Source organism: Subdoligranulum variabile (assembly GCF_025152575.1).
Classification (GTDB): domain Bacteria; phylum Bacillota; class Clostridia; order Oscillospirales; family Ruminococcaceae; genus Gemmiger; species Gemmiger variabilis.
In genome coordinates this window covers 1,307,278-1,321,470 of record NZ_CP102293.1, presented here as the reverse complement: position 1 = coordinate 1,321,470, position 14,193 = coordinate 1,307,278, and the positions used below count along the sequence as shown (strand labels likewise).

Here is a 14,193-nt window from a genome sequence, read left to right as displayed (position 1 = left end):
CGGAATATGGTATGCTGGAAATACCTATCAAGATGGGGGTCATGCCCCCGGGCGCCGTTGGCGGGGCTGCGGACCCTGCCCGGAAGTTTCTGCCCGCCGAAGGAGGAACCCGTATGAAAAAAACCATTGTAAGTCTCATCTGCACCCTGGCGCTCTGCCTGGGCCTGCTGCCCACCGCAGCCCTGGCGGCGGGAGAAGGTGCGCCTGATATGCTTTATGTGGGAAATCAGAGTGTTAGGAATGGTGACAATACAACCTACTGGACCACGGATGACAGTGGGGCGCTAACACAATCCAATGAAAGCGCTGCTTGGAATGTCAAATACGATCCAGCCACCGCCACCCTGACTCTGAACGGGGCGACGATCACGGGAAACAGCGAATATGCTTCAGCTTCTAAAGGCGCCGGGATCTATGCTCTGAGCCGTAGCGGGCAGCCGGTTTCCCTGACCATAGAGCTGATTGGTGAGAATACCATCACAGGCATCTATGGAATTTATGTGAATTCAGAGTTGAGCGAGAACAGCTATGGTACAGACGCCTCCTTGACTATTACGGGTGAAAGCAATGGAAGCTTGAAAGTTTCTGGTTCTTATCACGGAATTTATGTCAAAAGCGGAACAGGCGGTGCTTCCCTGAACATCAACGACGCGTCTGTCGTGGCAAGCTGTAGTTCCTCCTATGATGGCTACGCCGGCGTCTGTGTACAGTCCAGTAGTGACGCCACCAGCTCTCCAAAGCTCTCCCTTGCCGTCGACGGCGGCAGCCTGACCACCAGCGCCAGCGAGGGCAATGATGGGATACAGTTTTATGTGGGATCGTCTCAAGCCACCGGTGCCACTACCAGTCTGACAATCAGTAACAATGCCATCGTGCGGGCGCAAAACGGGATCAAAGCTAGTCGTGTCGATGAACCTACACCATCAGGCACCGGCATCGTCTTTGACGGCACGGAAGGCACCGTGTACGGCAATGTGACCCTGGACGAGAGCCTCACCATTGCCCAGGGCGAGACCCTGACCATCCCGCAGGGGTCTACCCTCAACGTCAATAGCAACCTGACCAACAACGGCACCGTCACCATTGAGAACGGCGGCACCCTGACCGGCGGCGACGCCATCAACAACACCGACGGCACCATCAACGTGGAGAACGGCGGCATCCTGACCGGCAAACCCACCACCGGCACTGTCGTGAACGCCCCCGCAATCACCACCCAGCCCGAAAGCAAGACTGTGACCGTGGGCCAGACCGCCACCTTTACCGTGGCCGCCGATGGCACCAGCCCGACCTATCAGTGGCAGCAGAAAACTACTGACAGCGGCGCAACCTGGACCGATATTTCCGGCGCAACCAGCGCTACATATACCACGGCGGCCACCGAGCTGGACATGAGCGGCTACCAGTACCGCTGTGTGGTGAGCAACACGGCGGGCACCGTCACCAGCGCCCCCGCCACCCTCACCGTCACCCAGCCCGTCACCGGCGTGAAGCTGGACAAGGACACCCTCTCTCTGGTAGTGGACGGCACAGCCACCCTCCAAGCCACTGTTGCCCCGGAGAACGCCACCAATAAGGATGTGACCTGGACCAGCGATAAGCCTGAAATCGCCAAGGTGGAAAACGGCAAGGTCACCGCCCTGAAGCAGGGCACCGCCACCATCACCGTTACCACCAACGACGGCGGCAAGACCGCCACCTGCACCGTCAACGTTACCGCCAAGACCTACCAGATCGCGGTAGACAAGTCCACGCTGGACTTCGGCTCGATGTTCGCGGGCAATTCTGTGCCCGGCGCGCAGACCGTCACCGTGAAAAATACCGGCAACCAGACCGTGACGCTGAACCTGCCCGCCTCCACCTACTACAACGTCACGGCGGGTACCGGCTTTACTAACGGCAATGCCGTCATCGAACCCGAAAAAACTGCCACCTTCACGGTTCAGCCCAAAACGGGTCTGGCAGCCGGTACCTGGCAGGAAACCCTTACCGTATCCGGTGACAACGGCGTCCAGGCGGCGCTGCTCTGCAAGCTCACCGTCACCGCCAAGACCTACTCCCTGTCCATCGACCCCGGCGCCATCGGCTTCGGCAACGTCCAGGTGGGCTACAACCAGCCCGCCGTCAAGGAGGTCGTCGTCAAGAACACCGGCAACCAGACCCTGACCCTCACCCAACCCACCGCCACCAACTACCAGGTGGGCAGCCTGAACCAGTTCACCGTGGCCCCCGGCGACACCGCCGTCTTCACGGTGCAGCCCAAGGCGGGCCTGCTTGCCGGCAGCTACAACGAGACCGTCCTGGTGGCCGCCAACGGTGGCGCCGGGGCCAGCATCAACCTGACCTTCACGGTGGGCAGCACGGCCTCCTCCGCTGCCACCGAAAAACGCACCCTCCACTTTGACACCAACGGCGGCCTGGCCATGGCCGACGTCGTCCGCGGCCTGGGTGCTCCCGTGGAACTGTGGCCCTACACCCCTGTGCGGGCGGGCTACCTCTTCCAGGGCTGGTACGCTGACCAGGCCCTGACCAAGGCCGTCAGCAGCGTGGTCCTCACCAAGGACACCACCGTCTACGCCAAGTGGGCCGTGGATCCCGCCGCCGCGGCGGCCCAGAGCGGCAGCGGTTCCGGCTCCGGTTCGGGCAGCGGCAATAAGGGCGGCAGCGGTACCACCGTCACCGTCACCCCGGCCCCCACGGCCACTCCCACGCCTACCCCCGAACCTACCGCGACCCCCACCCCGGAACCTACCGCCACCCCCGAGGCCTCCGCTGAACCGGAAACCGACGCGGACACCGCCTCCTTCCCGGTGGTGCCGGTGGCCGCCGGCGTCATCGTGCTGGTGGTCCTGGTGGGCGGCATCGCCATCTACCGCCGCTTCCATGACTGATACACGGCCCTGACCCATCACAACAAAACCCCTGCCCCGCGCATCCAGCGCGGGGCGGGGTCTTTTTCCGGCAAAAATCAGCCGTTGGGCTGTCCGAACTGCAGATAATGCTGGGGATCCCAGCCGCAGGCCTTGGCCATCCGGGTCAGCAGGGTGTCCCCGGCTTCGTGGAGCTCATCCACCATCACGTCCTCGGCGATGCGCCCCTCGTGGACGATGATCGCCCGGTCCAGGAAATGCTCCACATCTTCCAGATAATGGGTGGTCAGCAGGATGGTCTCCCCGCCGTGGAGGGTGCCGCTCATTAGCTTGATGAAATCCTTCCGGGTAAAGGGGTCCTTGCCCAGGAAGGGCTCGTCCATCAGGTAGTAGACCGCCCGCTTGGCAAACCCGGCGGCCAGCTCCACCCGGGCCTTCTGCCCCGTGGAAAGATGCCCGATCACGTCCTTGCCCGACAGGCTGAAAAAGTCCAGGAATTCCTTGTACCGTACCTCGTCAAAGGACGGGTTCAGGTCGGCCAGCAGCGCGCCGTACTCCGCCGCCGTCAGGGTGGGGTAGTAGCTGCCCTCCCCCGTGATGTAGCTGATCCGCTCGTACTGGGCCGACGCCGGTTTGCCGTCAAACAGGGCTTCCCCTTTGGCGGGCAGCAGCCCCGCCATGGAACGCAAAAGCGTCGTCTTGCCGGCGCCGTTCTCGCCCAGGATGCCCACGATCTGGCCGTCCGGCACCGTGAAATCCGCCCCCAGCAGGCCCACTTCGGCCCCGTGTTTGCGGTAGGTTTTCCGCAGGTTCTTTACTTCGATCATGGCAGCAGTCCTCCGTCCTTTTGCAGTGTGTCAAAGGTGATAAACCGGTCGGCGTGCAGGTTGCGCGTCTGGTACCACCGCGCCCAGTCCCGCTCGCTGCCCGTCTGCAGGCAGCCCAGGTAGGTCATGTGCCCGGTGTCCAGCTCGCAGACCCGCAGCTCGATGCCGTTCCCGGACGGCGAGACGACCTGGCTGTTGCGGCTCAGGTATTGCACAGACGCTCCCTTGGCCAGCAGTATCTTGTCCCCGGCTTCGTTCAGCACCACGGCGTCGGGCAGGACAAGGTCCTTGTCCTCCACCAGCTCGGCCATGGTGAAGGCGCCCTTTTCCGCCCGCAGCAGCACCAGCCAGTTGGTCTCCCCGTTGATCCGCAGGAAGGCTTCGCCGTCGGTGGTGCGGGGCAGCAGCGTCGTGTCGGTGAAAAGGGCATCCGACCCGACCTCCAGCGTGCCCAGCTCCCGGTGGTCGGTGCGGCTGCCCGCCGCGTTCACCAGGTCGGCGCAGACCATCCCGTCCGCGGTGCGGTAGAGCAGCAGGGTGGAGCCGTCCGCCATGGAAGCCCCGGCCAGCGCCTCCTCGGCGTCCTCCGGGCAGTAGAAGGGCTCCAGCGTGCCGAACTCGGTGGAGGCACAGAGCACCTCCCGGTCATAGAGCACCCCGTCCCGGGGCAGGGCGGAGATCTCGTCGTCGGTCAGGCCGTCCGCCCGGTAGAGCCCCGGCGCCCGGCCCAGAAAGTCCTTCTCCCAGCAGACGCCGTACCCCGCCCCCAGGGTGAAGCAGCTGCCCCCGGTGGGGTCGTAGGGCCAGGAAGTCTCAAAGGACTGGCTGCCGTCCGCCCAGCGGTAGTCGCTGTTCAGATCGGAAATGTAGACCGATTCGGGGACCAGCGTGGCATAGGCGGTGGCGTAGTCGTCGGTGGGGGCCTCCCCGGCGGCCAGCCGGATGACGGTGCCGTCGGGCAGGCGGAGGATGTACATCCGCAGCACCCGCTCCAACGGCGCCGAGAGAAACCGGCTGCCGTCCGAACCGGAACCTGTGATGGTCGCCGCTTCGTTCACGACATCCCGGTCCTCCGGCGGGACCACACAGATGCGGCTCACCGCGAACCGGTCGTACCGGCCGGCGTTCACCGCTTTTTGCGGGGCGTCCAGCTGCATTTCGGCCCGGACCGTGCCGTCCTCCAGCGCGAAGTGGAGCAGATCTTCATGGCCGTTCCAGCCCATCTGCCCCGACAGGGTGAACCCCTCCAGCTGGGAGGCGTCGCCGATCTGGTCGTGCAGCGTGGGCACGATGGTCCGCCAGCCGCTCTGCAGCCAGAGGCTCACCCCGCCCCAAAGGACCAGGGCTGCGGCGGCCAGTACCGCCAGCCCCGCCCAGGGACGGAACCGTTTGCGGGTACCTTTCATGTCAGGGCACCTCCTTCCAGCGGGTCAAAGGTCAGGTAGCGGTCTTTGCGCTGCTGGCTGTAGGCATCGTAAAGATTGCCCCAGTCCCGGTCGATGCCGGTGCGCAGCAGACCCCGGTAGCGGACGCCGCCCGTCAGCGGACGGACTTCCAGCAGGATGCCGTCCTCCGGCTGGGCGCCGGTGTCGGCGGCAGGCAGCGGTGCGTCGTGGTACCAGCCCAGCAGCAGGGCGTTGCCCTCGGCGTTGAGCACCGCCTCCGCGGCGGGGTTGGCAGGGTCCTGGTCCTGGCAGTGGACGATGGTGAACCGGCCGTCCTGTGCCCGGAACGCCGCCAGCCGGGAGGTGCGGTCCTCCGTCCCCGAGGGGCTGAGGTCCATGCCGTAGAGGCTCACCACGGCATCCCGGTCGGTGGTGCGGACCTTCACCTCGGCGCCGTAGGAATCCGCCGCCGGCAGGCTGGTCACCTGCTGGTGGTCGGTGCGGTTGCCGGACCCGTCCACCAGGTCGGCCCACACGGTGTTGTCGCCGTCCAGATAGAGCAGCAGGGAGGACCCGTCCGCCATGGCCGCGCCGACCAGCGCCTCCTCGGCGTCCTCCGGGCAGTAGAAGGGGTCCAGCGTGCCGAACTCGGTGGAGCCGCGCAGGATCTCTTCCCCGCCGCGGGTGCCGTCCCGGGGCAGCGCGGCGATCTCCGCCTCGGTCAGGCCGTTCACCCGGTACAGACCCGGCGCTTTGCCCAGATAGTCCCGCTCCCAGCAGACCACCGGCACCCCGTCCAGCACAAAGGGACGCGCATCCACGATGGAATCGGGCCAGCTGTCCCGGGCGGCGGTGTCGGGGTTGTTCCAGTCGAAGTCATAGCGGTAGTCCAGCTCGTAGTCGTTGGCCTGGCTCTCCAGCATCACCGGCTCTTCGGGGGTGTACTCCCCGGCGGAAAAACGCACGATGCGGTTCTCCTGCCCCGGGAAGATTACCGACAGGGTGTACATCCGGTCCAGCCGGGTCACCACTGTCTGCAGCGTGGGGGTGCTGGTGATGTTGGGCGGTGTCTCGGCGGCGCTGCGCACGGCGTCGGCCCGCTCCGCCGTGGCGATGGCGTAGGTCTGGACGGTGCTTACGATGGGGCGGTACAGAAAGGGCGCGTCCTCGTCGTCAAAGACCAGTTCGGTGTCCAGATACCCGTCATGCAGGGAAAAATGCAGGCTGTCGTGGCTGAAGTTCCAGTTGATCCGGCCGTTCAGGGTGAACCCCCGCAGGGCCGCAGGGTCTCCGGCCAGGTCCTCCAGCGTCACGTCCACGGCCCGCCAGCCCTTGTGGAGCCAGAAGGTCCCCGCCAGCAGCACGGCCAGGGCCAGCGCACCCAGGGAGAGAAAACTCCGGCGGAATCGGTTGGTTTTGGGCATACAGACCCCTCCTTTCAGGCCGTTTCGGCGCGGCGGATGGCCCGCAGCGCCCACCAGATGCTGAAGATCACCAGCACCACCAGCACCGCCGCCGTGAGCAGCGTATTGCGCACCAGGGCGTCATAGGCACCGTAGAGGGCAAAATCTTTCTCCCACTGGAACAGCAGCAGGCAGCAGACGCCGCACACCACCCCGATGGCCACCGCCGCGGCCCGGCGCCAGCCCCGGTGGAGCCGCACGCAGGTCAGCAGCAGGGCGGAGGCCAGCACCGTCACCGCCAGCAGCACAAACTGGACGGGACGGCGGGGCAGCAGCCAGTAGAGGGAATCGCTGAGCATCACCTGCTCGTAGAGGCTCTGGGCGGGCATGGCGGTGCCCAGTTTGTCCAGGGCGCGGGCGGAGTCCAGCGCCTGCACCGGGAAGAAATACACAAGGTACAGCACCAGCTGCAGGGCTACGACGCCCAGCTGCAGCACGGCAGCGGTGAGCACCTGGGCCGCCAGCCGGGCGGCGGGAGGCACGGGCAGGGTCAGCCAGGTGTAGCTGCACTTGGCCCGCTTCCAGTCGTTGACGGCAGGGCCTGCCAGCAGCCCCGCCAGCAGGAGGACCGCCAGAAACACCGGGAACTGGTAGCCTTCCTCATAGCAGGCGGCCAGGCCCATGCCCAGCATGTTGCTGCGGGAGGCGATGAACAGCAGCACGGCCAGCTGTTCCACCGCGAAGACCCCGCACAGGATGCCGTAGGCCCGGCGGGCCAGCCGCCAGTTCCATCCGGCCAGGGAAAAGATCTGTCTCATATTCCATACGCTCCTTTTGGTGGTTGTGCATGCGTACTATTTGACTAATACACCTGCGGTATAAAAAATTCACTCGTCGCCCCACAGCTCGCTCACCAGGGCGATCACCTTCTTGTAGCTGAGCTGGTTTTGCTTTGCCTCGTCCACAAACCGCTGTACCAGCCCCCGGGTCAGCTCCTCGTCGATGGCCTCCCGCAGGGCGGGCGTCAGCCGCACCACACTGCCGTTGTTGCCGTCGGTATAGATGTAGCCTTCCTCGGTCATCAGGCGGTAGGCTTTCTGGGCGGTGTTGGGGTTGATGCCGGTCTGGGCGGCCAGTTCCCGGCGGCTGGGCATGGCGTCGCCATCCTGGACGGTGCCCAGCAGGATCTGCCGCTTGAGATACTCTGCGATCTGCTGATAGACGGGCGCGCGGTCATGGAACTGCAGCCCGCTGAAACTCACCATGGGATCCCCTGCCTTTCTTTTGGTTTTGGATTTTGACTGTATTATAGCCATAGTACACTGGCCTGTCAACACCCCCGCCGCAACTTTGTGCATCCTGCTGGCGAAACGGGGGCATTTCTGGTATACTGTACACAAACCACCCGAACGGGATGTGATAGGATGAAAAAACGGGGAATTCTTTCTCTGGCCCTGGCGGCGGCGCTGCTCTGCGGCTGCTCCGGGGCCGACGGCAAGATCTACGGCAAACGGGAAGTGCTGGACTATGTGGATTCGGTCTGCACCGAACCCTACGAGCTGGTGGGCACCGAGCTGGTGGCGGAGGAACCCGACGATATGCGGTACGACTTCGTCACCCGGAACCGGGACCTGGCCTTCACGGCCCACAGCTATCTGCAGCAGGTGGTGATCGACGCCACCGCGACCTCCTGGTACACCAAGGCGCTCTCCTGCGACTATGTGAACCAGGTGCATGCCCTCTACCGGGCGGACATCGACGCCGCCCTGGCCCGGGGCCGGACCTGGCTGCCCGGCCCGGAATGGATGTACGCCGTGACCTTTGCCGACCTGGACAATATCACCGACACGCTGCTGGCGGCCGATGCCGTCTACAGCGCCGAGCTGGCCTACAACCCGCCGGAGTTCCTTGCCGAACATCCGGCGGCCACGGTGCATCTGGTGTGGCATCGCAGCGAGGCGGAGGCCCTGGAACACAGAACCTGGGTCAACCTCACCGACGTTTCCCTTACCGGCCAGCAGGACCGGCAGACCCTCTATGACCGGCTGGCGGGGGTCTACGCCCAGGCGGTGGTGGACCGGAAGGTGGAGGACGATACCGTTCCGGCGGCCTGGCTGGCGGGGCGGCACCGCAGCCGGCTGGACACCCTGGAACTGAACGGCACACCGCTGACCTACGACAGGGGGGACAACCCCTACAGCCCCTACGGTCTGACCACCGACCGGTATCTGGGCGCCTGGTACAGCGACGAGGCGGGCAGCTATCTGCTGGCCATGGACATCGGCTATATGAACGGCAGCAGCAGTTTCCCCCTCATTGCCCGGGAGTACGTGCTGGCCCTGGGGGGCAGCTACGACCGGCAGACCGACGAGGACGGGAACAGCGAGAGCTGGTGGACCCTGGGGGACGACACCTGGCGGATGCGTTCCAGCTACCGGGACGGGGCGGTGACCGACTTCACGGTGGAAAAGAACGGGCAGCCCCTGGACCTGACCTGGTATACCGTGGATCAGGAGAGCAGCGTGGGGGCCACCTTCTGCGTAGGGCTGCCGGTGGAGGATTTCTGCCGGCTGTTCGGTCTGACGTACGCGGTGGATGAGGCCGCCGGCTGCCTGCGGTTCACCGGATGAGAGAAAAAAGGAAAACGCGCTTTCGACGGAAAGCGCGTTTTTTTTCGCTCCGGGGGAGGGGAAACGGGGCAATTTCCACAAAGTTGACACAATATTTTCAGCACTTTGTTACGATTGGCGCCTACAATAGCGATAAAACCGTGTACGCGCGGGGGATACAGGTCCGCCGCGCCGCAAAAGGGGGAGACTATTTTCTATGATAACGGTGGAACACCTGACCAAGCGCTATGGCGACTTCACGGCGGTGGACGACATTTCCTTCACCATCGGGGAGGGCCATATCTATGGTTTTCTGGGTCCCAACGGTGCGGGCAAATCCACGACGATGAACATCATGACGGGCTGCCTGGCCGCCACCTCCGGCGAGGTGAAGATCGACGGCTACGACATCTTTGAGCAGGCCCGCCAGGCCAAGCAGTGCATCGGCTACCTGCCGGAGATCCCGCCGCTCTACACCGACGAGACGCCCCGGGAGTACCTGCGCTTTGTGGCGGAGGCCAAGGGCATTGCCGGCAAGGAGATCCCCGGCGAGGTGGCCCGGGTCATCCGGGAGGCCGGCCTCACCGAGATGCAGGACCGGCTGATCCGCAACCTGTCCAAGGGCTACCGGCAGCGGGTGGGCATTGCCCAGGCGCTGCTGGGCAATCCGCGGTACATCATTCTGGATGAGCCCACGGTGGGCCTGGACCCTTTGCAGATCATCGAGATCCGCGACCTGATCCGGGAGCTGGGGCAGAAGCATACCGTCATTCTCAGTTCCCACATCCTCAGCGAGGTGCAGGCCATCTGCGAGAGCGTGCTGATCATCGCCCACGGCAAGCTGGTGGCCTTTGACACGCCCCAGAACCTGGAGCGCCGCCTGGCGGAGAACAACCGCCTGACCATCACGGCGGAGTGCGGCGAGGAAGCGCTCCGCGCCATCCTGGACGGCACCGAGGCGGTGGCAGACTACACGGTGGACGCCCTGCCCGCGCCCGTCCCGGCACCACAGCCGGAACCCGCCCCGGCGGAACCTGCCGAAGCACCCGCCGCCGAAGGCACAGCAGAACCCGAAGCCCCGGCGGAGGACGGCGAGACTACCGTGCTGGATGCACCCACGGAACTGCCCGACGCCGCGCTGGCCGAAGAACCGGCGGCACCGGCGGTCTGCCAGGCCACCCTGACGCTGGCCGGCGACCCGGCGGCTGCCTGCCGGGCGGTCTTCTTCGCCTTTGCGAAGGCGGGCTGTGCGCTGCTCCAGATGACCCCCATCAAGGCGGATCTGGAAAACATCTTCATCGAACTGACGGAGGACGAACCGTCCGGAAAGGAGGCGACAGCCCATGAAAGCGGTATTCAAGCATGAACTGAGCCTCTACTACCACGGGCTGCTGGCCTATGTGTTCGGGGCGTTTTTGCTGGAATTCATCGGCATCGGCGCCATGATGTACAACATCAACCGGGCCGTGGCCAACTTTGAGTATGCCCTGGGCACCTTCTGCATCGGGTTTGTGGCGCTGGTGCCCATCCTGACCATGCGGGTGCTGGCCGAGGAGAAAAAGCAGAAGACCGACCAGCTGCTGTCGCTGCTGCCCATCACCGGGGTGGACATCGTGCTGGGCAAGTATTTTGCCATGGCCGTCGTCTTTGTGGCGCCCATGATCGTGGCCTGCATCTATCCCTTCATCTTCTCGCTCTACGGCGACGTCTACCTGCCCACCTCCTACGGCGCGCTGTTCGCCTTCATCTGTCTGGGTCTGGCCCTCATCGCCATCGGCATGTTCATCTCCTCCCTCACCGAATCCCAGGGTATGGCCGCCGGCATCTGTGTGGTGGTCATGCTGTTCTGCTACTACAGCGCCAGCCTGGCGGACTACATCTCCTCCACCGCCTTTAACGTGGCGGCGCTGCTGGTGCTGTCGGCGCTGCTGGCCCTTATCGTGCGCAAGCTCACCCGGTCCGACGCGGCAGGCCTCATCATTCTGGCGCTCTGCGTGGCGGCGGTGGTCATCACCTGGCTGGTCAGCCCCACCTCGCTGGAGACCCTGCTGCCCGACCTGATGAACCAACTGTCTCTCTTTGAGCGGTTCTACACCTTCGTCAACGGCGTGTTTGACGTGACCGCCATCGTCTACTACATCAGCGTGGCGGTGTTCTTTCTGTTCCTCTGCGTACAATCCTGGGAGGAAAAGAGGTATAACGGATGAAAAACAGCTTACAAACCAAATGGCGGGCCGCCCTGGCCCGCAACCGGCAGGCACTGACCACCCGCACGGCCCGGGTGGGCGGCTACAGCTTCGTGATGAGCCTGGTGGTGCTGGCCATCCTCATCGCGGTGAACGTGCTGGCCTCCAAGCTGCCCACCAGCTGGACCCAGTTTGACATCTCGGCCGCACAGCTCTACTCGCTGACCTCCGACACCAAGGTGGTGGTCACCAACCTCCAGCAGGATGTGACCATCTACTGGATCAGCCAGGCCGGCAAGGAGGATACCGTCATCGAAAAACTGCTGGACCGGTACGCCGAACTCTCCGACCACATCACGGTGGTGAAGAAGGACCCCGACGTCTATCCCACCTTCGCCCAGCAGTACACCGACGAGACGGTGGCCAACAACTCCCTGGTGGTGGAGTCCGGCGACAAGAACCGCTATATCTCCTACGACAACATTTATCAGTACGACACCTCCAGCTACTACACCGGCGGCTCGGTGTCCCAGTCCTTTGACGGCGAGGGTCAGATCACCTCGGCCATCGACTATGTGGTCAGCACCGACCTGCCCCAGGTCTATCTGCTCAGCGGACACGGCGAATCCGCCCCGTCGGACACCCTCTCGGACGAGCTGCAGCGCAGCAACTACGAGACGGTGTCGGACTTCTCGCTGCTCAACGTGGACGCCATCCCCGACGACTGCGACCTGCTGCTCATCAACGCTCCCACCAGCGACATCTCCGACGAGGAGCTGACCATGCTGCGGGACTATGTGCAGAACGGCGGCAAGCTGATGGTCCTCTCCGGCCCGCAGGAAAGCGCGACCCTGCCCAATCTGCAGGCGCTGCTCTCGGACTACGGCGTCACCGTCACCGACGGCGTGGTGGTGGATACCAACCGTGACTACTACGCCTTCACGGCGCCCTACGTCCTCATGCCCGAGATCGAATCCTCCGACATCACCGATCCCCTCAAGGACGGCGACTACCATGTGATCGTGCCCATCGCCCAGGGCCTGACGGTGGGCGAAGCGTCCAACGGCGCCACCGTGACCTCGCTGCTCCAGACCTCGTCGGATTCCTTCTCCAAGGCGGCGGGCTACGCTATGACCACCTACGACAAGGAGGACGGCGACACCGACGGTCCCTTCACCCTGGCGGTCTCCATCGAGGATGCCTCGGGCGGCCGGATCTTCTGGGCGGCCAGCGACTACCTGCTGGACGATATGTACAACTCCTACTCCTCCGGCGCCAACCTGGACTTCGTGATGAACGGCATGTCCTGGATGATCGGCGAGACCGACGCCGTCTCCATCCGCAGCAAGTCGCTGGACTACAACTATCTGACCATCAGCTCCTCGTCGGCGGCCTGGCTCAAGGTCTGCATGATCGGCATCATCCCCGTGGGCTTCCTGCTGCTGGGCGTGGATGAAGTATTGCGCAGGAGGAAAAAGGTATGAATCGACAGAAAAAACTGGCCGTCCTGATCGGCGTTCTGGTGGTGCTCTGCGCCGTCATCGCCATCGTGTCGGGGGTGCAGAAGCACATCGACACCATCTCCACGGTGGATGAGGAGATCTTCGCCACCGCCGAGAGCGCTCTCACCGAGGTGTCCTGGACCAAGGACGGCAGCTCGCTGAAGTTTACCCAGACCGACGGCACCTGGTCCGACGCCTCCGACGCCGACTTCCCCATCGACCAGGACAAGATGAGCGACTTCCTGGACCATTTCGAGAGCGTCCACGCCAGCTTCATCATTGAGAATGTGGAGGACTACAGCCAGTACGGGCTGTCCTCGCCCTCCTGCACCATCACCTTCACCAGTGCGGACGGCTCCACCACCCTGCAGATGGGCGACTACTCCACCATGGACGAAAAGCGCTACCTGACCCTGGGGGACGGCACGGTCTACCTGGTGGACGATGACCCCGAGCAGTATATCGCCTCCGACCGGGACGACCTGATGCGCCAGGACACCATCCCCGACTACGAGACGCTGGATTCCATCGTGGCCACCGGGGAAAGCGCCTTCACGGTGGAACACCACCCCGACGAGGACCTGACCTATACCGACGCCTACGAGTATTATTTGAGCAATAACGGCAGCTACAAGGCCCTTTCCACCAGCAAGGTGGAGGACTTCATGACGACGCTGAAGGATCTGGACCGCACCGACTACAAGACCTACACGGCGGATGATTCGGTGTTGGCGGACTACGGTCTGGACGCACCGGCGGTGACCTTCACGGTGGGCTACACCACCGAGGAGGACGAGCAGGGCAGCTTCTCCCTGGCCTTCGGCAAGAAGGGGGACAACTGCTATATGCGGATGGACGATTCGCCCATCATCTACGCGGTGGACAGTGACACCTACACCGACGACATCGCCGACACCGGCTACGACACCCTGCGTCCCGACGAGGTGCTGTCCCTGAACTGGGATGACGTGCAGAGCATCGACTTCACCATCGACGGCACCACCTACACCGCCGAAAAGAAGGGCGACACCTGGAAGATCGTCGACGACGTGGTGGAGTTTGACGACGTGAAGAGTGCGGTGGATGGCCTGAAGGTCAACGAATTCAACACCGAGACCCCCGCCAAGAAGGAGGAAGCCTCCTTCACGGTGCATCTGGACAACGACAGCTTCCCCACGCTGACGGTGGCCCTCTACCAGTATGACGGCGACAACTGCCTGGCCCAGCTGGACGGCACCACCCTGGGCTATGTCTCCCGCTCGCTGGTGGTGGACCTCACCGAAGCGGTGAACGCCATCACCCTGGGCCTGGACGCGGAGTCCTGAAACAGGGGAAAACCCGCGGTCATTGCCCGACAGGGCGATAGAAAAATCCTTCCCACAGAAAAAGCGTCCCGTATCCTCAGGATACG

Annotated in this window: 11 protein-coding genes; 6 read left to right on the top strand and 5 right to left on the bottom strand. The window is 63.9% G+C overall.

Annotated elements, in window-relative coordinates; all coding sequences use genetic code 11:
- Window positions 1-113 precede the first annotated feature (113 nt).
- Complete coding sequence (locus NQ490_RS06430; RefSeq protein WP_050764758.1) at window positions 114-2,891, top strand: Ig-like domain-containing protein; 2,778 nt, start codon at window positions 114-116, stop codon at window positions 2,889-2,891.
- Between the two features lie 77 nt (window positions 2,892-2,968).
- Here the strand turns inward: NQ490_RS06430 and NQ490_RS06425 are convergent, their stop codons facing one another.
- From NQ490_RS06425 to NQ490_RS06405, 5 genes are all read right to left on the bottom strand, one after another.
- Window positions 2,969-3,697, bottom strand: coding sequence for an ABC transporter ATP-binding protein (locus NQ490_RS06425; RefSeq protein WP_007048626.1), 729 nt, complete (start codon window positions 3,695-3,697; stop codon window positions 2,969-2,971).
- Complete coding sequence (locus NQ490_RS06420) at window positions 3,694-5,103, bottom strand: hypothetical protein (protein WP_007048627.1); 1,410 nt, start codon at window positions 5,101-5,103, stop codon at window positions 3,694-3,696. The genes NQ490_RS06425 and NQ490_RS06420 overlap by 4 nt, the downstream gene beginning before the upstream one ends.
- Window positions 5,100-6,506: a hypothetical protein gene (locus tag NQ490_RS06415; RefSeq protein ID WP_007048628.1), complete on the bottom strand. Its 1,407-nt coding sequence runs from the start codon at window positions 6,504-6,506 to the stop codon at window positions 5,100-5,102. The genes NQ490_RS06420 and NQ490_RS06415 overlap by 4 nt, the downstream gene beginning before the upstream one ends.
- Window positions 6,507-6,520: 14 nt before the next feature.
- Window positions 6,521-7,303, bottom strand: coding sequence for a hypothetical protein (locus tag NQ490_RS06410; protein WP_007048629.1), 783 nt, complete (start codon window positions 7,301-7,303; stop codon window positions 6,521-6,523).
- Window positions 7,304-7,372: 69 nt separating this feature from the next.
- Window positions 7,373-7,750 (bottom strand): GntR family transcriptional regulator, encoded by a 378-nt coding sequence (locus tag NQ490_RS06405; RefSeq protein ID WP_040918770.1) that lies wholly within the window; start codon window positions 7,748-7,750, stop codon window positions 7,373-7,375.
- 159 nt (window positions 7,751-7,909) lie between these two features.
- Here NQ490_RS06405 and NQ490_RS06400 point away from each other — a divergent pair, with 159 nt between their 5' ends.
- From NQ490_RS06400 to NQ490_RS06380, 5 genes are all read left to right on the top strand, one after another.
- Complete coding sequence (locus NQ490_RS06400; RefSeq protein WP_007048631.1) at window positions 7,910-9,115, top strand: hypothetical protein; 1,206 nt, start codon at window positions 7,910-7,912, stop codon at window positions 9,113-9,115.
- Window positions 9,116-9,311: 196 nt separating this feature from the next.
- On the top strand, window positions 9,312-10,460 hold the full coding sequence (locus NQ490_RS06395) for an ABC transporter ATP-binding protein (RefSeq protein WP_007048633.1): 1,149 nt from the start codon (window positions 9,312-9,314) through the stop codon (window positions 10,458-10,460).
- A complete protein-coding gene (locus NQ490_RS06390; RefSeq protein WP_007048634.1) occupies window positions 10,438-11,301 on the top strand; it encodes an ABC transporter permease in 864 nt (287 codons plus the stop codon). Before NQ490_RS06395 ends, NQ490_RS06390 begins: the two co-directional genes overlap by 23 nt.
- The gene (locus NQ490_RS06385) at window positions 11,298-12,764 is read left to right on the top strand and encodes a GldG family protein (RefSeq protein ID WP_007048635.1); all 1,467 of its coding nucleotides are present in this window, start codon (window positions 11,298-11,300) and stop codon (window positions 12,762-12,764) included. The genes NQ490_RS06390 and NQ490_RS06385 overlap by 4 nt, the downstream gene beginning before the upstream one ends.
- Window positions 12,761-14,107: a DUF4340 domain-containing protein gene (locus NQ490_RS06380; protein WP_007048636.1), complete on the top strand. Its 1,347-nt coding sequence runs from the start codon at window positions 12,761-12,763 to the stop codon at window positions 14,105-14,107. The genes NQ490_RS06385 and NQ490_RS06380 overlap by 4 nt, the downstream gene beginning before the upstream one ends.
- Window positions 14,108-14,193: the final 86 nt, after the last annotated feature.